Source organism: Neisseria sp. DTU_2021_1001991_1_SI_NGA_ILE_055, assembly GCF_032342915.1.
In the GTDB taxonomy this organism is placed as follows: Bacteria; Pseudomonadota; Gammaproteobacteria; order Burkholderiales; family Neisseriaceae; genus Neisseria.
In genome coordinates this window covers 208,056-226,393 of sequence record NZ_CP135440.1, presented here as the reverse complement: position 1 = coordinate 226,393, position 18,338 = coordinate 208,056, and the positions used below count along the sequence as shown (strand labels likewise).

At 48.3% G+C, this 18,338-nt stretch carries 19 protein-coding genes and 3 tRNA genes; 12 read left to right on the top strand and 10 right to left on the bottom strand.

Features of this window, described 5'->3' with window-relative positions:
• The 3 genes from RRV97_RS01000 (at nt 1) to RRV97_RS00990 (ending at nt 2,310) form a co-directional block, all read left to right on the top strand.
• Nucleotides 1–792, top strand: coding sequence for a hypothetical protein (locus RRV97_RS01000; RefSeq protein ID WP_315611694.1), 792 nt, complete (start codon nt 1–3; stop codon nt 790–792).
• Nucleotides 793–1,381: 589 nt separating this feature from the next.
• A complete protein-coding gene (locus RRV97_RS00995) occupies nt 1,382–1,489 on the top strand; it encodes a Com family DNA-binding transcriptional regulator (protein WP_107831888.1) in 108 nt (35 codons plus the stop codon).
• Between the two features lie 50 nt (nt 1,490–1,539).
• Nucleotides 1,540–2,310 carry a DNA adenine methylase gene (locus tag RRV97_RS00990; RefSeq protein WP_315611693.1) on the top strand — a complete coding sequence of 257 codons (771 nt, stop codon included), beginning with the start codon at nt 1,540–1,542 and terminating at the stop codon, nt 2,308–2,310.
• Between the two features lie 158 nt (nt 2,311–2,468).
• Here RRV97_RS00990 and RRV97_RS00985 read toward each other — a convergent pair whose 3' ends face one another.
• From RRV97_RS00985 to RRV97_RS00975, 3 genes are all read right to left on the bottom strand, one after another.
• Nucleotides 2,469–4,694 (bottom strand): DNA internalization-related competence protein ComEC/Rec2, encoded by a 2,226-nt coding sequence (locus RRV97_RS00985; RefSeq protein ID WP_315611692.1) that lies wholly within the window; start codon nt 4,692–4,694, stop codon nt 2,469–2,471.
• A gap of 168 nt (nt 4,695–4,862) precedes the next feature.
• Nucleotides 4,863–4,937 (bottom strand) — tRNA-Glu (locus RRV97_RS00980).
• Nucleotides 4,938–4,949: 12 nt separating this feature from the next.
• Nucleotides 4,950–5,026, bottom strand: a tRNA-Arg gene (locus RRV97_RS00975).
• Nucleotides 5,027–5,141: 115 nt separating this feature from the next.
• On the opposite strand from RRV97_RS00975, the gene RRV97_RS00970 reads away from it, so the two are divergent.
• Both RRV97_RS00970 and RRV97_RS00965 read left to right on the top strand, forming a co-directional pair.
• The gene (locus RRV97_RS00970; RefSeq protein ID WP_315611691.1) at nt 5,142–6,533 is read left to right on the top strand and encodes a 3'-5' exonuclease family protein; all 1,392 of its coding nucleotides are present in this window, start codon (nt 5,142–5,144) and stop codon (nt 6,531–6,533) included.
• A 197-nt stretch (nt 6,534–6,730) separates the two neighbouring features.
• Nucleotides 6,731–7,522 (top strand): Cof-type HAD-IIB family hydrolase, encoded by a 792-nt coding sequence (locus RRV97_RS00965; RefSeq protein ID WP_315611690.1) that lies wholly within the window; start codon nt 6,731–6,733, stop codon nt 7,520–7,522.
• A 65-nt stretch (nt 7,523–7,587) separates the two neighbouring features.
• Here RRV97_RS00965 and RRV97_RS00960 read toward each other — a convergent pair whose 3' ends face one another.
• The 4 genes from RRV97_RS00960 to RRV97_RS00945 all read right to left on the bottom strand — a co-directional run bounded on the left by RRV97_RS00960 (nt 7,588) and on the right by RRV97_RS00945 (nt 10,685).
• Complete coding sequence (locus RRV97_RS00960; protein ID WP_003747401.1) at nt 7,588–7,794, bottom strand: DUF2788 domain-containing protein; 207 nt, start codon at nt 7,792–7,794, stop codon at nt 7,588–7,590.
• 88 nt (nt 7,795–7,882) lie between these two features.
• Nucleotides 7,883–9,052, bottom strand: a complete 1,170-nt coding sequence (gene metZ, locus RRV97_RS00955; RefSeq protein ID WP_315611689.1) for an O-succinylhomoserine sulfhydrylase — start codon at nt 9,050–9,052, stop codon at nt 7,883–7,885.
• Between the two features lie 144 nt (nt 9,053–9,196).
• Nucleotides 9,197–9,757, bottom strand: a complete 561-nt coding sequence (locus tag RRV97_RS00950; protein ID WP_315611688.1) for a DUF3465 domain-containing protein — start codon at nt 9,755–9,757, stop codon at nt 9,197–9,199.
• Nucleotides 9,758–9,878: 121 nt separating this feature from the next.
• A complete protein-coding gene (locus RRV97_RS00945) occupies nt 9,879–10,685 on the bottom strand; it encodes a hypothetical protein (protein WP_315611687.1) in 807 nt (268 codons plus the stop codon).
• A 165-nt stretch (nt 10,686–10,850) separates the two neighbouring features.
• Between RRV97_RS00945 and RRV97_RS00940 the strand changes: the two genes are divergently transcribed.
• From RRV97_RS00940 to RRV97_RS00930, 3 genes are all read left to right on the top strand, one after another.
• Nucleotides 10,851–11,102, top strand: a complete 252-nt coding sequence (locus RRV97_RS00940) for an NGO1151 family protein (RefSeq protein ID WP_003680526.1) — start codon at nt 10,851–10,853, stop codon at nt 11,100–11,102.
• Nucleotides 11,103–11,178: 76 nt separating this feature from the next.
• Nucleotides 11,179–11,982: a basic amino acid ABC transporter substrate-binding protein gene (locus RRV97_RS00935; protein WP_049347925.1), complete on the top strand. Its 804-nt coding sequence runs from the start codon at nt 11,179–11,181 to the stop codon at nt 11,980–11,982.
• A gap of 130 nt (nt 11,983–12,112) precedes the next feature.
• A complete protein-coding gene (locus RRV97_RS00930; protein ID WP_315611686.1) occupies nt 12,113–12,352 on the top strand; it encodes a DUF333 domain-containing protein in 240 nt (79 codons plus the stop codon).
• 66 nt (nt 12,353–12,418) lie between these two features.
• On the opposite strand, the gene serS is transcribed toward RRV97_RS00930, so the two are convergent.
• Both serS and RRV97_RS00920 read right to left on the bottom strand, forming a co-directional pair.
• Nucleotides 12,419–13,915, bottom strand: coding sequence for a serine--tRNA ligase (gene serS, locus RRV97_RS00925; RefSeq protein ID WP_315611685.1), 1,497 nt, complete (start codon nt 13,913–13,915; stop codon nt 12,419–12,421).
• Nucleotides 13,916–14,040: 125 nt separating this feature from the next.
• Nucleotides 14,041–14,116 (bottom strand) — tRNA-Glu (locus tag RRV97_RS00920).
• 133 nt (nt 14,117–14,249) lie between these two features.
• On the opposite strand from RRV97_RS00920, the gene RRV97_RS00915 reads away from it, so the two are divergent.
• The 4 genes from RRV97_RS00915 (at nt 14,250) to dcd (ending at nt 17,158) form a co-directional block, all read left to right on the top strand.
• On the top strand, nt 14,250–15,149 hold the full coding sequence (locus tag RRV97_RS00915) for a recombination-associated protein RdgC (protein ID WP_049347929.1): 900 nt from the start codon (nt 14,250–14,252) through the stop codon (nt 15,147–15,149).
• Between the two features lie 78 nt (nt 15,150–15,227).
• Nucleotides 15,228–16,010 carry an ADP-ribosylglycohydrolase family protein gene (locus RRV97_RS00910; RefSeq protein ID WP_315611684.1) on the top strand — a complete coding sequence of 261 codons (783 nt, stop codon included), beginning with the start codon at nt 15,228–15,230 and terminating at the stop codon, nt 16,008–16,010.
• A gap of 24 nt (nt 16,011–16,034) precedes the next feature.
• Entirely contained in the window at nt 16,035–16,466 is a 432-nt protein-coding gene (locus RRV97_RS00905; RefSeq protein ID WP_315611683.1) for a hypothetical protein, read from the top strand.
• A gap of 125 nt (nt 16,467–16,591) precedes the next feature.
• On the top strand, nt 16,592–17,158 hold the full coding sequence (gene dcd / locus RRV97_RS00900) for a dCTP deaminase (RefSeq protein ID WP_003680541.1): 567 nt from the start codon (nt 16,592–16,594) through the stop codon (nt 17,156–17,158).
• 58 nt (nt 17,159–17,216) lie between these two features.
• On the opposite strand, the gene RRV97_RS00895 is transcribed toward dcd, so the two are convergent.
• On the bottom strand, nt 17,217–18,038 hold the full coding sequence (locus tag RRV97_RS00895; RefSeq protein ID WP_049323052.1) for a pyruvate, water dikinase regulatory protein: 822 nt from the start codon (nt 18,036–18,038) through the stop codon (nt 17,217–17,219).
• Nucleotides 18,039–18,338: the final 300 nt, after the last annotated feature.

Below are 18,338 nucleotides of genomic sequence, written 5' to 3'. Positions count from 1 at the left end.
ATGGGACAATTGGTTCGTTTAAATACAGTCTTCGGTAATAAGAAATTGCCAGTAATTATTGACCGCGATATTTCGGCACTGGAGTCAGAGATTCTGTCTTTGCCTAATTTACGTGGATTTTGGGATATGAGTGACACTGCGTCACGTACTGTGAGCGACGGTAAAATCACTAAGATTCTGGATAAATCGGCCGCCGCCAACCATCTTGTCGCAGACCATTCTTCAGCACCCGTCGTAGATAGCAGTGTTTTAGGTGGGTTGTCATCTGCTTATTTTGATGGCTCGGTAGGTATGGTATCTGAGGATAATGTTTTTAATGCGGCTTGGGATAAGGTTACTTTTGTTGTTTTTGCGGTAAAAAGCGAAATCACCAATCCGATCAACACTGTTTTGGTTGCCGGGAAAACCAATGCAACCGTAACGATTTATGCCAATAACAGCAATATTTGGATCAACTCTGCAAATCTCTTTTTAAACGGTGGCGGCAATTTGCCAGGGAAGCCAATTTCTGTGATTGCTTCGACCAATTTAACGGAGAATCGCAGCACTATTCGTTCTGAGAAATCTGTTGTGCAGCAATCTAATCTGGCTCCACGAACACTTAAAACAGAACCAATTTATATTGGCAAATGGCCAGAGAGTGCAAACAGAGAAGTAGCTATTGGCTGGAAAGGCTATATCGGGCATGTAATGGTCTTTAACAGCTATATCGAAGACAGCCAATACATTAGTGATTTATTACTTGAATACGCCCGTCGTAAATACAATACATCGGCTTGGGAAAATCGATAAGGCTGTCAGCAATGGCTCCTAAAATACAAAACTTTACCCTCTATCGCGGCGACACGCACTTGTTTAAAGTGCGGTTGACCGCTGAAGCAACTCCGTTGGATTTATCTCAGACGCATTTTCAAATGAATATCGTGTGGCCGACTTGGAAGTTGCAAAGCAGTCTGCAGCCGCAGCTGAAGAAAGTGAGGAGTTGGCTGCGGTACAAAAGAAAATCGAAGGGCAGATGGCGGATATACATGGTTGGAGGCTAAGTTCAAGAATACTTACAATGATCCAAAGGTATATCTGGCTCTTGAACATAAAACGATGGTCGTTTTGTTCCTCAATCATAACTTTGGGGCAAAAACTGGCCGTAGCGTCAGAATTCGCACTAATTATGACAAGCCTAAGATTGACGTTGATTACTCTGTCTTCTTATATGTAGAAGAATGGAGCGATTCAACCAGTTAAAAGAGAAACGGCTGCGCGGCGGTGTCCTACCACCGTTCTCCGCGCCAGCCTCGGCAGTCCAGACCTGCGTTAGCCTTTTTTACCGTACCTCGCGCGAGGCACGGTGATTCTATCACTAACGATAAGGGAACTGTGAAAAATGAAATGCCGTTGCAAAAATTGTTTTAAACTTTTGGCTGTTGGCCGTGGCTGCTTTGAAATTAAGTGCCCACGCTGCAAATTGCTGAATCAATTTAAAACGGAGTAATTCAAATCTGAGTGCCTTTGAGTACCTATGCTTATATATAAGGAGTAGTTATGACTCAAAAGCCTCTGCCTATCATCCCATGGATGGGTGGCAAACGCCGTTTGGCAAAACATTTGTTACCCATGTTCCCCGAGCATACTTGTTACGTTGAGCTGTTTGCCGGTGGTGCAGCATTATTCTTTATGCGACCGCAACCAGCAAAGGTTGAAGTATTGAATGACTTGAATGGTCAACTTATCAATCTATATCGTGTTGTACAGCACCATTTTGATGAATTTGTGCGCCAATTCCAATGGACACTAACCAGCCGAGAAGTATTTGCAAGACTCCAATCAACACCTCCTGACTGCATGACCGATATTCAGCGTGCCGCACGTTTTTTCTATCTGCAACATAATGCCTTTGGAGGCAAAATTTGCGATCAGCACTTTGGAACAGCTACAACCGGTAAGGCATGGAATGCAGCTCAAATTGCAGATAAACTTCAAGTTGCTCGTAATCGACTGAGTGGTGTATATGTGGAAAATGAATCATGGGAGCGTTGTTTTCAACGGTACGACCGAGAGCATACATTTTTCTACGCAGACCCACCGTATTGGCAAACTGCAGGTTATGATCGTTCATTTGATTGGTCTCAGTATGAGCTGCTGGCCAAAATGATGCGCGAATGCAAGGGTAAAGTCATGCTCTCTATCAACGACCATCCAGATATCCGTGAATTGTTTAAAGGCTTCCGGATAACCGAACTTAACCTAGCATATTCTATTAGCCGAGAAAAGACACAAAAAACAAGTGGAGAACTGGTTATCTGTAATTGGTAAAAAGCGACGGTGTCGTCGCGTTATAGAAAAAATCCTGCCTAAGATTGGCAGGATTTGAAAATAGCTTTCACATTATGAAATAAAAGAGCATTTCATTTTTCTCAAAAAATCGTCTTATTTATCTCGGCGCGCTTCATCAGACGGCCTTTTAGCCTTTTTTACTCAAACGGTTTCTTCTGCCAATAAAACTTGTCCTTTTTCAGACGGCCTCGGAACAAATCGTCTTGCCCTAAAACAAATACCAATGCGCCTGACAAATCTGTTCTCAACAAAGTAATGCCGTGCGCGCGGACACGATTTTGTACGGCAACGGTCGGATGTTTGTAGGCATTGGCATAGCCGCTGGATGCCACGGCATATTGCGGCGAAACCGTATGCAGAAAGCTGCCTGACGAAGCCGTGCTGCTGCCGTGATGTCCCAGTACCAACACTTGGCTATACAGCGCATTGCCGTATTTCTCAATCAAACCGGCCTCGCCCTTCACGCCCAAATCGCCGGTTATCAACAAGGCTTTGCCGTTTGCCACGACACGCAATACGCAGCTTTGGTCGTTATCTTCCTTGCCCGTATTTTCAGACGGCCGGAGCAACTCGAAATCTACGCCGTCCCATTGCCATTTGTCTTCTTGGCAAAACTCTGCATTCGGATAAAACTCAGGTTGTCCGGCAAGCAATTTATCAGCTCCGACAGCCGCAACACTTTGAAAACCGCCATCATGGTCAATATCATGGTGCGACAAAATCAGGCTGTCCAAACGGCGCACACCCATGGCGTTCAAACTCGGCACAATACCTGTTTGCGCCACTTGCTCCGTTCCCGTATCAAACAAAAGATTGCGGTTACTCGTTTGTATCAACACCGACAAACCTTGCCCCGCATCCATCACCGTAACTCTTGCCACCCCCTCCTCCAACTTGGCAGGACGGTAAAACACAAAACCCAATAAAACCAAACATGCCCAAGGTTTCAAGCCCATTCCTTTAGGCAGCAATAACAGCAAAGCCGCCATCATCGCTAACACCAGCAAAGGCACGGACGTCGCTGCAACGGCCAATTCAGGCGATACCGTAGCCAGCCATACCAAACTGCGTAAAGTATATTCCGCCAAAAATGCCGCTACCAACTGGATAAGCTCAAACGGGAAAACCGAACCCAGCAAAGCCAACGGTGTCAACACCCAAGAAAACCAGGGAATAGCCAGCGCATTAACCAACGGACTGAGCAAAGGTAACGAAGCAAACAAATATCCCAGCAATACCACCGACAATACCGTTGCCGCCCATTGCCCCCGTACAGCCAACCGCCAGCCCGACTCTTTCAGACGGCCTGACGACGCCCAAATCAAAGCAGCAACCAAACCGAAAGACAACCACGTTCCCACGCCCAATACGGCCAACGGGTCCAACAACAAAACAACGGCCAAAGCCTGCCACCATGCCGTCCAACCCGAGCCGCCACTGCCGCGCCACCATGCCCACGCAAACGCAGCCAACATCAACACACTGCGTTGCGTCGGCACGGAAAAACCGGCCAAAAGCGCATAAAACAAAGCCCCGGCAACACCACCAGCCAATATCCACACACGCGGTTTCGCCGGAATCCACGGCAAATAACGAAAAATTCGCTTAATCAGCCAGGCAAACAATACCGCCACCATCGTTACATGCAGGCCCGAAATACTGACCAAGTGCGTCAGCCCCAAAGGACGGAATGCCTGCCACAAAGGCGGCCGCAACGCAGATTGCTCGCCAATACTCAAAGCACGCATCAGCCCTATGCCGTCTGAAAACTCAGGATATTTGTCCACCGTTCCCTGCCAACTTCGGCTTACCGCATCACGCATATTGGCCAAACCGAAACCGCCGCCTTGACGCACGAGTTTCCTGTCGCGCCCCAAAGTACCCATGCCATCGATACCATTGGCCAAAGCCCATGTTTCACGGTTCAAACCGCGCACATTCACTTCACCAATCACCGGCTTTACCCGCGCCGACACAGACCACCGACTGCCTACCGCCCAATCACGCCGCTGATAATCCGACAACATCAAATTAAAAGCCTGCCCACGCTCATCCCAAGCCCTTGCCGCAAACTGCACGCGCCGACCATCATCACGCGGCATATCCGCCACTTCAACCGTCAAAACTTTAGCCGCCACCTCCCCTACAGGCCATTGACCGGCCAACACCAGCCCAGTCCGCCACAAACCAAACGCCATGCCCATGCAGACGGCCAGAGCCAACCAAGCCACAGCAAATCTTCGACACAACACAAACATGCCCATCATTACAGACAACCAAACCCACCATGGCGGCACAAACGGCAACGCAAACGAAAGCACTACCCCAACCACCCAAGCAGGCAATACAAACCGCCACGCCATGAACGTTTTCCCTTAAATTATGATTATTAGATATGTAATAATAAATGCTTTTAGTAGATTATGACAAATGTCGATTAATCGTTATCAGATAAAAGATATGCTTAAATTATTTCAAAGCCGATAGACGCAAAAAAGCGCAATCTGTTTAGATTGCGCTTTTTTATAAACTGGCACGCCCACGGGGAATCGAACCCCGGTTACCGCCGTGAAAGGGCGATGTCCTAACCGCTAGACGATGGGCGCGGAGATTTTCTGTGGCGCACCCGGAGCGATTCGAACGCCCGACCCTCTGGTTCGTAGCCAGATACTCTATCCAACTGAGCTACGGGTGCATCAAGAAAGATTTGAATTATAGAGAGTGGGCTATTTCCTGTCAAGCGTTTTATTTGGAAAACTTGCAGACCGCGTGTAAAATGCGCATTTGCTATTGAATTTACAGAGAATAAAATGTCAGATTTCGCACGCTGGCCGCTCTTATCCGAAGCATTTTCCCGTTTGGGACGGCCTGTGGTCGTGGTGGATTTGGAGACGACCGGTGGAAATTTCTATCAAGACAGAATAACGGAAGTCGCCCTTGTTCGTTTTGAGCAAGGACGCGCCACACATTACGAACAATTGGTCAATCCTTGCCGCAGCATTCCCGAATTTGTTGCCAGGCTGACCGGAATTCATGATGAAACGGTGAAAAACGCGCCTGTCTTTGCCGATATTGCAGCCGATTTGTTGCCGCTGTTGCAAGGTGCAGTGGTTGTTGCCCACAACAGCCGCTTTGACTACACCTTCCTGCGCCACGAATTTGCCCGTATCCATACTGACTTTGCCGCACCCTCGCTCTGTACGGTTCAACTGTCGCGCCGCCTGTATCCTGAGTTTTACAAACACAGCCTCGACAGCATTATCGAACGCACCGGCATTCAGACGGCCAACCGCCACCGTGCCATGACCGATGTTGCCGCATTGTGTGATTATCTCGAATTAAGTTTGGCAGAAAAAAATCACCAACAATGGGATGAACATGTCCGTGTGTTGATGAATCCGAAAATGTTGCCCACTTGGCTGCCCGATTCTCTTGCTCAACAGCTCTATGCCCTGCCCGACAGTTACGGCGTATTGGTTTGGTTTGACCATTTCGGCAAAGCCCAAGCCATTGAAGCACACGAACGCGCATACAGTGAAACCGCCACCCTGCTGCACAGCAAAAAACTGCCGCCGCACATCAAAGCCGCGGCCTCCATCCGTTTTATTCCGGCAGTCGGTCAGCTCCATACATTATGGCTCAAAGCCCAGACCATGCAGGAATACCAACTGATGCCGTCTGAAAAATCCACATCGTTTTCTACCGTCCGCTTTATCGCTGACGAACACGGCAGCCTTCAAGCACGCATTGTCTTGTTAAACAGCGGCACCAGAAACTGGCGTCCATATGGTTTGTTTGCCCACAAAAAAGCAGCCAAACGCGCTTTGGCGCAATGGTCGCAAGAACACAGGCTCTGCCCGGATTCGCTCAATATTTTGCCGACCGGCTATGCAAAAGGCGAACCCTGCCCTGTTGAGGCCGTCGGAAAATGCAACGGTGACTGCCGCCAACCCGAAGGCATCAAACATCAAAACCAACGCATTACCGAGCTTGCCCATCTACTCCCCGTAACCGATTGGGGCAAAGCGCACGAAATTGAAATTACCGAAACCGACCCCCTAACCGGAAACAGCATTACCCTGCTCTGCGCCGGCGGCGCGTTGGCATTGCCTGACGGCAGCTGGTATTTCGACAGCAGCCTGCCTATCGTGATTAAAAACAAATTCAGGCAAGACAAAGAAAATATCCGTCTGATTGCTTAAAACAAGGCCGTCTGAAAACCAAATTTTCAGACGGCCTGATGTGGATAACTTTCCGCTTTATTCTCAACACAAAAACTGCCTAAATTTTAATCAGAACTTATTTTTATAATAGCAATCAAATACTAAACCAATTTATACACAAGCTGTTCACACAATTTTCAATGAAAGCTGTGTATACCCGGCCCGACGAGTGAACCATGAACAATCCTGCAATCATCTTCTTTGACATCGACGACACCCTCTACCGCAAATACACGGATACCTTACGCCCTTCGGTTGCCCAAGCCATGCGCGCATTGAAAGCCAAAGGCATTTTGACTGCCATTGCCACCGGTCGGCCGGAAGCCGCCATTCCCGCCAAAGTCAAAGCCTTGATTCAAGAATGCGGCATCGACATGCTCGTTACCATCAACGGCCAATATATTTCCTTTCGCGGCGAACCCCTGCAAAGCTACCCCTTGGATATTGCCGACATCGAAACCGCCATCAACCTGCTTGAGCAACACAAAATAGACTACGCATTCGTCAACAACCAAGAAATTGCCGTCTCCTCCAGCTCTCCGCGCGTTGTCGAAGGTTTATCGCATATCCTGCCTAACTTTTTAACCGACAAAGAATATTTCCGCAAACAACCCGTCTATCAAATGTTGGTCTTTGTGGATGAGGAAGAAGAAAAAATCCTGCAACCGCTGATTCAACAACACGGCTTCAAATCCGTCCGCTGGCACAAACATGCCATGGACCTACTCAAACAGGAAGGTTCAAAAGCACGGGGCATCGCCCACGCAGTGGAAAAACTGGGGATTGATATGAGCAAAGTGATGGCATTCGGCGACAGCTTCAACGACTTGGAAATGCTGTCAACCGTCGGCTTTGGCGTTGCCATGGGCAATGGCGAAGAAGCGGCCAAAGCCGCCGCACAATTCGTCTGCCCAAGCGTTGATGAAGACGGCGTATTGCGCGGCTTGCAAGACTTGGGCGTAATTTAAAACATCAAATCAAAAGGCCGTCTGAACATTTTCAGACGGCCTTGTTCTATCTATAAACTTCCTGCTTATTTCGGCAATACCAAAAAGCTAATCAGCAATTCTTTGAATACAAATCCAAACACGCCCAAGCCCAAAACCAAGAAGAGCATGGCAATGCCGAATTTACCGGCTTTGGATTCTTTACCCAAGTTCCAAACGATAAAGCCCAAAAAGATAATCAGGCCGGTGAGGAGGATTTTCATTGCCCACGAGGCGAATTCTGCTTCAGACATTATTTTTTCCTTTTATTCTTAAGATGTGTGTTTGATTGCTTTCAGACGGCCTATTAAATTTTAAGGCCGTCTGAAATTTGTTTTTAGATTATTTGTTCAATGCTTGTTGCAAATCATCAATCAAATCGTCGATGTGTTCCAAACCGACAGAGAGGCGGATCAAGCCCGGGCGGATATTGGCGGCGAGTTTTTCTTCAGGCTGCATCCGGCCGTGCGTGGTTGTCCACGGATGGGTGATGGTCGAGCGCACGTCGCCGAGGTTGGCAGTACGGGAGAAAAGCGCCACACCGTCCACGACTTTCCATGCGGCTTCTTGGTCGGCGACTTCAAAGCCAATGACGATGCCGCCGCCGTTTTGTTGCTTGCGGATCAGCTCTGCCTGCGGATGGTCAGGCAAACCGGTGTAGTACACAGCTTGGACTTGCGGCTGTTGTTGCAGCCATTGGGCGATTTTCAGGGCGTTGTCGAATTGTTTTTCCATACGCAGCGACAGGGTTTCCACGCCGCTCAACAACTGCCATGCGTTAAACGGAGATATTGCCAAACCGCAAGAGTTGCAATATATGGCAACTTGCGTCATCAGCTCTTCCGAACCGGCCAATACGCCGCCCATCACGCGGCCGTGGCCGTCGATGGCTTTGGTTGCGGAAGAAACAGAAATATCCGCGCCGTGTTTCAAAGGCTGCGAACCGACGGGCGACAAGAGGCTGTTGTCCACCACCAAAAGCGCGCCGATGCTGTGCGCCAGTTCAGCCAGCGCTTCCAAATCGGCAACTTCGCCCAATGGGTTGGACGGAGTTTCCAAGAAAAACAGTTTGGTATTGGGCTTGATGGCCGCTTTCCATTCATCTACATCAACCGGCGATACATGGCTGACTTCGATGCCGAACTTAGTTACGATGTTATTAATAAAACCGACAGTCGTGCCGAACAGGCTGCGACTGGAAACAACGTGGTCGCCTGCTTGCAAGAAGGTAAAAAACGCTGCCTGAATTGCGGACATACCGGTCGAAGTGGCTACCGCGCGCTCTGCGCCTTCCAATGCGGCAATGCGTTTTTCAAAAGCGGCAGTAGTCGGATTGGCTGTACGGGTATAGGTAAAGCCTTTAATTTTTTTGGAAAACAAATCTGCCGCATGTTGCGCGCTTTCCCACATGAAGCTGCTGGTCAAAAACAGCGCCTGATTGTGTTCGCGATATTCGGTCTGCTCTTTGCCGCCCCGGATGGCCAGCGTTTGTGGATGAAGTTTTTTGTTCATTTATTCTCCAATCTACTGTGTATTCCAATGGACGGAACAATATTTTTCCGTCTGTTTAACTTGTTAACATTTTGCGCCGATTTCTACCATCTTTCAAGCCGAAGGCCGTGTTTCAGGCCGTCTGAAAAAACAGGAAAACCGTTTTTACTGATAAAGGCGGCCGTCGTGTTTCAACCAGCCGTCAGTATGCCGGCCTGACGGGTCATGGTGCGTCCAATGGATAACGCCGCCCTGCTCAGACCATTCGTATTCTCCGTAAAACGCTACTTTATCGCCTTTTTTCAAACCCTTAATCTTATCGGCAAGGTCGATATTGTGTGCCACCAAAAGCGTCTGGCCGCTGGAGAGCTTCAAGATAAAGCGTTGGTGGCGCGTGCCTTTGTTGTCATCCGGCAGGGTTTTCCATACCGTGCCCTCGCCCTCAACCTGAATATCGCTTTGTTCGTTTTCAAACGCCTGTTTCAAAACCGCTTCTGCCGATTGTTTTCCCGAACCGGTTTGCTGTTGAGCCGTATCGGCATTTTCTCCGCCCGCATTGTTTTGTTTTTGAACGGCTTCTATTTTCTGCTGATGCTGCGATTGTAGCGGCTGCTTGTTTTGTATTTTGTTATAGGCAAATACGGCAACCAGAGCAATCAGCAATACAATGATTTTGTTTTTATTCATAACAATCTCAAAAAAAATGCCCGATTCTGCATCGGGCATATCAACTATTTAGAAAGGATATTTATCACGAAAACGTGAGCCGCTATTATACACGCTTCGCAAAATTTTAAGGGAAATTTATGCCAAAGGCCGTCTGAAACTTTTCAGACGGCCCGGATACTCAGCGGCGGTATTTCATTTCAACCTTCATATCGTCCAGAATACGTTTGACATTGTGTTCCAATACATCTTCCACCAAACCCGGTGCCTGCTCGTTGAGCATTTGCTGCAACTGGTAAGTGAACACGGCCATTTGTTTTTGCACGGCAATCCGAATCATGCCGTTGACCGCATCGGCCACATGGGGGCGCAAACGTTTAATCAGACGCTCGGTCAAATCTTTTTCAGAAACGCAAAACACTTCCCGACGGCCAATCGCCTGCGGGTTCAAAACATTGATATGGACATTGACTGTCGGTTCTTTTTCAGGTTCAAGGCCGTCTGAAACCGCTCCTTCAGCCGCTTCCCCATTATCATTTTCCGATTTTTCAGTTTCTTCTGCTTCAGCCACATCAAAATCTACAGCACCCGATTTCGGATTCAGTCTGACGGTGCGCGTCGATTCGATATGACGGTCTGAAGCCGCAGCCTGCAACGCCGATTGCGCGCTCAACCAGTTGTCCTGCAAAACCACCATTGCATCGGTTTCCACTGCTTCGCCATCTTCGGCAAGGGCAGTATTGTGTTCCAACTGCCAGCGGTACAAATATTCTTCCAATACTTTTTCACGATTGTCCGCATCTAATTTATATTCTTTTTTAGACGCGGTTTTGGGCGCAACATCGACAGCCTCTTCCGATTTTTTGACCAATGGCGCATGGGTCGGCGTGGTATTGAATTGTCGTGCCTGACGCAATCTTTCCAAGCGTTTTTCCCAATTCAGATCTTCTTCCTCGAGGGCTGTGGGGTCAAGACGGTTGTTTTCCATAATAATCTCGTTTTTTCATTTTTATTGTGAACCGCATTCAAACAAAAAACGCTTGAACTGCGGCCGATGGTTGGACATATCCGGCAAGCCGGCGCAAGCGTCACATTTTAATATTAATTCACTATATAATCACTATTTTATTTAATACACCCTCAAGGATACATCATGAGCAGCATCGAACAACGCCTCGAATACTTGGAAGAAGCCAACGACGCTTTGCGTATGCAAAACCACGTCCTCGCCACCGCCCTCAAAGGCCTCATCCGTTCCCTGCCCTCCGACATGGCCAACGATGCCGTAGAATCCATCCAGCTTGCCTTTGAAGACGCGTTGGCAGAATTGAGCTACGAAGACAGCCCGCACACTGACCTCTTCCATGACGTAACCTACGCATTTTTCCGAGAAAAAGACCACTGATTTCGGCTAGTTTGTTCACAAAATTATGCTAAACTAAGATTTTATCCGTTAACATTTTATTAAGAAAGCACATCCCATGAACATGAAAAAATGGCTGGCCACTGCCCTTGCTTGTTCCGCCCTTGCCCTGACTGCCTGCGGCGGTCAAAGCAATAATGCCTCTGCTCCTGCCGATAAAGTGTACCGTGTCGGCTCCAACGCCGAGTTTGCCCCATTTGAATCTTTGGATTCTGCCGGCAAAGTAGAAGGTTTTGACGTAGATTTGATGAATGCCATGGCCAAAGCCGGCAACTTCAAAGTCGAATTCAAACACCAGCCATGGGAAAGCCTCTTCCCTTCTCTGAACAACGGCGACGTGGACATTGTTATGTCCGGCGTAACCATCACTGACGACCGCAAACAAAGCATGCTCTTCAGCGATCCATACTTTGAAATCACCCAAGTTGTCCTCGTTCCAAAAGGCAAAAAAGTAGCTTCTTCCGAAGACCTGAAAAACATGGCCAAAGTCGGCGTGGTAACCGGCTACACTGGCGACTTCTCCGTTTCCAAACTCTTGGGCAACGACAATCCGAAAATCGCCCGCTTTGAAAGCGTTCCTCTGATTATCAAAGAATTGGAAAACGGCGGTTTGGACTCCGTCGTCAGCGACAGCGCGGTCATTGCCAACTATGTGAAAAACAACCCGACCAAAGGCCTGGATTTCATCTCCCTGCCCGACTTCACCATCGAAAACTACGGTATTGCTGCACGCAAAGGCGACGAAGCCACCATCAAAATGTTGAACGATGCGCTGAAAAAAGTACGCGAAAGTGGCGAATACGACAAAATTTACGCCAAATACTTTGCTAAAGAAGGCGAAAAAACCGAAGCAGCCAAATAATCCGGTTTGACTTCCTAAACTAAAGGCCGTCTGAAAACTTTTCAGACGGCCTTTAATCTGGGTTAACGCCATTAAACGCAAGCATCCCTTATAATCCGCTGGTTTTTATCCTTCAAATAAAAGACGCGCCATGATCAAACCCCTTATCTTCAGCCTCGCTGCCGCCACTGCTTTGGCCGCCTGCTCCGTTTCTGAAAAACAAGAATCCCCCAACGTCGGCGTGGCCAATCCGGCTTCAGAGTTCTGCGTCAAACAAGGCGGTAAATCCGAAATCAAAAAAGACAAAGACGGTGGCGAATACGGCGTGTGCCACTTGCCTGACGGTAAAGTCGTTGAAGAATGGGAATATTTCCGTCAACACAACAAATAATTGCTAAACCATATAAAAGGCCGTCTGAACCCAAGTTTCAGACGGCCTTTTTCTTTTAAACAGCGATTATTTTACTTCCAGTTTGGTCACGCCACCCATATATGGTTGCAACGCAGCAGGAACATTAATGCTGCCGTCGGCGTTTTGATGGTTTTCCAATACTGCCACCAAAGTACGGCCGACTGCCAAGCCTGAGCCGTTCAAAGTATGCACCAAACGGTTTTTACCGTTTTCATCTTTGAAACGCGCTTTCATGCGGCGTGCTTGGAAATCTTCGCAGTTGGAGCAGCTGGAAATCTCACGGTAGGTGTTTTGCGCAGGAACCCAAACTTCCAAGTCGTAGGTTTTGGTTGCACCGAAACCCATATCGCCGGTGCACAAAGTAATCACGCGGTATGGCAGTTCCAACGCTTTCAAAATATTTTCAGCGTGTCCGACCATTTCTTCCAGCGCTTCGTATGATTTTTCCGGATGAACGATTTGCACCATTTCCACTTTGTCGAATTGATGCTGGCGAATCAAACCGCGCACGTCTTTGCCGTATGCGCCCGCTTCGGAACGGAAACATGGGGAATGCGCAGTCAATTTCAACGGCAAATCGCTGCCAGCCACGATGCTGTCGGCAACGGTATTGGTCAGCGTTACCTCGGCGGTCGGAATCAGATATTGCGTTTTCTTGCTCTCGTCGCCACCGCGGGTAACGTGGAACAAATCTTCTGCAAATTTAGGCAGTTGGCCCGTGCCTTGCAGGGTGGTGTCATCCACAATGTAAGGCGTGTAATGTTCGGTATAACCGTGTTTCAGCGTGTGCGTATCGAGCATGAATTGCGCCAGCGCACGGTGCAGACGGGCGATTTGGCCTTTCATCACGGTAAAGCGCGCGCCGGAAAGTTTCGCACCTCCTTCGAAATCCAAGCCCAAAGGTTCGCCCAAATCAACATGGTCTTTGATTTCAAAGTCAAATTCGCGCGGTGTGCCGACTTTGCGGACTTCGACGTTTTCGGTTTCGTCTTTACCAACAGGCACGCTTTCGTGCGGCAGGTTGGGAATGCTCAACAACCATGCGTCCAATTCTTTCTGAACCGCATCCAAATCGGCGGCGGCCTGCTCCAAATCGGTTTTCAACTCATTAACACTTGCTGTCCCATCTTTCACAAGAACATCGATAACGCCATCCTGCTGCACAATATATTCTGGCTCATCACTGTTGAATTTTTTGATAAATTCACTTGTACCAGCTCCGATACCTGCACCCAATAACGCTGCTTGAAATTTCGAGCCTTCTTTTGCCACAGATCCTCCAACTAAAGCACCTATCAAAGCCAAAGCAAGGGTCGGAGTATAATCAGGGGATTTTTCTAGTTTCTTTTGTTCAGAGCGTAATCCGCCAATATCTTTAGATACGGCATTTCTTGTGGCTTGTAGATCTTCCACTTTAATCTGCAACTGACGTCTTTTTTCTTCAAGCTCATTGAAACGCGCGGTATCAAACTCGTAACCGCGTGCGGCCAAACGTTCGGCAACTGCGGCGGTATTGCTGCGGAGCAATTGGATGTCTAACATTGTTTTCTCTCGTTAAGATTCAGAATGGCATTATTGTAAACCAATTTAAAGATATTTTCACAGCGACAGGCCGTCTGAAAACAAAAAACGCCCCTGCAAAAAGCAGGAGCGTTTTTTAAGAATTCTGGCACGCCCACGGGGATTCGAACCCCGGTTGCCGCCGTGAAAGGGCAGTGTCCTAGGCCTCTAGACGATGGGCGCGTAACCGAAGCGCGAACTATACAGAAAGCCTTTTCTTCTGTCAACAACTTTACTGCATTTTTAAAGATGCTGCCGATTTCCGTATGTTATTTTCCCTGTATAATGCCGGTTTTAATAAAAAGGAAAACTCGCCATGTGGTTTAAGCAAATCAGTTTTTATCCGCTCAACAAAGACAAATTGCCCGAATTGGAAGTCCTTGCCGACAAATTGGCGCAATCCGAATTTGCCCATTGTCAGGGTTTGGACTGGTTTAGCGAAGGCTTTGCCACGCCGGTTTCCTTTTCGCCCGAGCTGGTTTTCCCTGCCGATTATACTTGGCGCGTGGCCCTGAAAAAAGAAGAAAAAGTCCTGCCTGCCGGCGTGATCCGCGATATTTTGGATGAAAAGGTTTTGGAAATCCAAAACAACGAAGCGCGCAATGTCGGCCGCAAGGAAAAACAAGAGCTGAAAGAGCAGATTACCGACGACCTGCTGCCCCGTGCTTTTACGCGCAGCAGCCGCACACAGGCGATTTTCGACACGCGCCACGGGTATCTTTTGGTCAACAATGCCGCCTCTGCCAAAGCGGAAAACATCCTGACCAAACTGCGCGAAGCCTTGGGCGGTTTAGAAGCCTCGCTGCCCAACACCAAACAATCGCCCTCTTCCCTGATGACCAGCTGGCTGCTGCAAGGCCATTGCGAAGGCGGTTTTGAATTGGACAGCGATTGCGAACTCAAAGGCGTAGGCGATGTTGTTCCGGTCGTCAAAGTTTCCAAACAAGACCTGACCGCCGACGAAGTGGTACAACACGTCAAAAACGGCAAAACCGTTACCCAGCTGGGCTTGGTATGGCGCGAACAAATCGCGTTTATCCTCACCCAAGACTTTACGCTCAAACGCATCCAGTATCTGGACGTTTTGCAAGAAGAAGCGGAAAGCAACGGCGACGATGCCGCCAGCCTCGCCTTTGCCTCACAAATCCTGATGACCGAAGCCATCAGCACCATGTTGGAAGAACTGGTTTCTTATTTAGGCGGCTGGCAAGAGTAATTTTTCAGACGGCCTTTCGATTGGAAAATATCAAAGGCCGTCTGAAATATAAATAGAAGTATCAGAAAGGATGTCATGATGTTGGGCGCAGTCATCGGCGATATTGCCGGATCACGATTCGAGTTTGACAACTACCGTCACACCGATTTCGATATTTTCAGCCCCGACAGCGACTTTACCGATGACACGATTTGCACTGTTGCCATTGCCGATTGGGTTTTACAAGGCTGCAACAATAATTTGGCCTCTATTTTACAAGGCTGGTGTAGGGCATATTCCTGCCCCAAAGGCGCATATGGCGGACGCTTCTCACAATGGATAGAATGGAAAGATCCGGAACCTTATAATAGCTGGGGCAACGGCTCTGCCATGCGTGTTTCTGCCGTTGGCTGGGCATTTGCCACATTGGAAGAAACCCTGCATTTTGCCGAACAATCCGCCGCCGTAACGCACAACCACCCGGAAGGCATTAAAGGCGCGCAAGCCGTAGCCGCCGCCGTCTTTTGGGCGCGTACCGGTATGGGCAAAGCGCAAATCAAAGAAAACATTACGCGACAATTCGGCTACGATTTGAGCCAAAGTTGCGACCAAATCCGCCCGCATTATCATTTCAACGAAAGCTGTCAGGAAACCGTACCTCAAGCAGTTACCGCCTTTCTTGAAAGCGATGATTTTGAACACGCCATCCGACTGGCGGTTTCCCTGGGCGGAGACAGCGATACCTTGGCAGCCATTACCGGCAGCATTGCCGAAGCCTACTACGGTATCCCTGCATCCATGCGCGAACACGCTTTAGCCATCTTACCACGCCGTATTGCTGAAACCCTGCTGACTTTTGAATCCCAATATCAGGCCGTCTGAAACCGCCTGCAAAAAGGAACAATCATGATGAAATACCTCGCCCTACTTCCCGTCGCCTTCATGCTGGGTACGCCTGCCATTGCCGAAACCATCAATCCTTATCAGGAAAAGGGTTGCGTTTATGATGGCGATGTCGGCAAAGACGGCAAACCATCCGGCAAAGGCACATGGAAATGCCAAGACGGCCGCAGCTATATCGGCGCCTTTAAAAACGGCAAATTTGACGGCAAAGGCGTATATACCGTTTCCGGCAACAGCGAAACCTTTATTGAACCTTTCTCCTCCAACAGCGCTAAATTACGCAATATGACACTGGAGGGCGTGTTCAAAAAAGGCAGGGCGCACGGAAACTTTACCGCCTCTCAAAGCGGCACACCCGTCTTCATCATGAAATGCGAAGACGGTATGATTAAAGAAGTCAAACTGGCTAAGAAATCTGCTTCCAAAACCAAATAAACAGCCTTTCAGACAGCCTTATCCGGCTTTTAGGCCGTCTGAAACATCAATTGACAAGCCTGTCTAAAGGCTGTCGTGTTGATTTCAAAAAATTTCCAAACAACCCTTACCCCAGGACAACCACCATGAGCATTAAATCCGACAAATGGATACGCCGCATGGCCGAAGAACACGGCATGATTGAGCCGTTCGAGCCCAACCAAATCAAAGAGGCCAACGGTCAGCGCATCATTTCCTACGGCACATCCAGCTACGGCTACGACATCCGTTGTGCCAATGAATTCAAAATCTTCACCAATATCAACAGCACCATCGTCGACCCGAAAAATTTCGACCCGAAAAACTTCGTCACCGTCGAAGACGACTGCTGCATCATTCCGCCCAACTCCTTTGCACTGGCGCGCACAGTCGAATATTTCCGCATCCCGCGCAACGTCCTGACCGTCTGTTTGGGCAAGTCCACCTACGCACGCTGCGGCATCATCGTCAACGTTACCCCGTTCGAGCCGGAGTGGGAAGGCTACGTTACGCTTGAATTTTCCAACACCACGCCGCTACCGGCAAAAATCTACGCAGGCGAAGGCGTGGCTCAAGTCTTGTTCTTTGAAAGCGATGAAGTCTGCGAAACTTCATACAAAGACCGCAACGGCAAATACATGGGGCAAACCGGTGTTACCCTGCCCAAAACCTAATATCAAAGACCAAACAAAAGGCCGTCTGAAACTTTCAGACGGCCTTTTATCATTTCAGTTAAAAACGTCGTTTCAGCTTGCAAGCCTGCAAGATATGGACGGCGAGTTCTTCCACAGATTTGTCCGTAGTATTGGTAAACGGAATACCGTGGCGTTTAAACATATTTTGCGCATCGGCAATCTCGCTGCGGCAAGTATCGATTTTGGCATAAGTTGAATTAGGGCGGCGTTCCTGACGGATTGCCTGCAAGCGTTCAGGCTGAATGGTCAAACCGAACAGCTTGTCTTTATAAGGCTTGACCATACGCGGCAAATCGGTGGATTCCAAATCATCGGGAATCAGCGGATAGTTGGCGGCACGGATACCGTATTGCAAGGCCAGATAGAGACAGGTCGGCGTTTTGCCGGAACGGGAAACCCCCATCAAAATCACATCGGCTTCTTTTAAATTCTTATCACTGACACCGTCATCATGATTCAGTGAAAAATTGACCGCCTCCATACGTGCATCATAGCGTTGGGTATTGCCGATACTGTGGTGCCCCTGCTGGGCGGCAACCGCCTCCGTATTGAGTTCCTTTTCCAAAAGACCGAGAAAGGTTTCAAAGAAATTAATATGGAACGCATTGGCTTTCTTGATGATTTCACGGATTTCGTCATTGACCACACTGACAAAAGCAATCGGGCGCACGCCGAATTTTTCGGCAGACTGGTTGACTTTGTCTACAACAGCACGCGCTTTTTCAGGCGTATCGATAAACGGATAGGTATGGCGTTTGAACTCAACATTGCCAAATTGGTTCAGCAAGGCTTCACCGATATTTTCGGCGGTCAGGCCGGTTCGGTCGGAAATATAGAAGACTTGGCGTGGATCAGTCATAATGAATCCTCTTGAGGGTAACGTTTCAGACGGCAATCATAGCAGTTACAGCCTTTGCAATAAAGCGACTCCCGGCAGATTACACAGGATTACAACAAATTTGAACAATTTTTAAATTAGCACAATATTTTATTTTTTTCTATTTTGTAGAATTTTATCCTAAAATTGCAAAATAAATCTTGTTTATCAAATTTATTAACTTATTTTGTTTTCCATATTTAACAATAGGATAACTCACAAAAACATGAATCTGATATTCACATTTCAGAAGACTACACGCTTGAAAAGCACAGTATCACA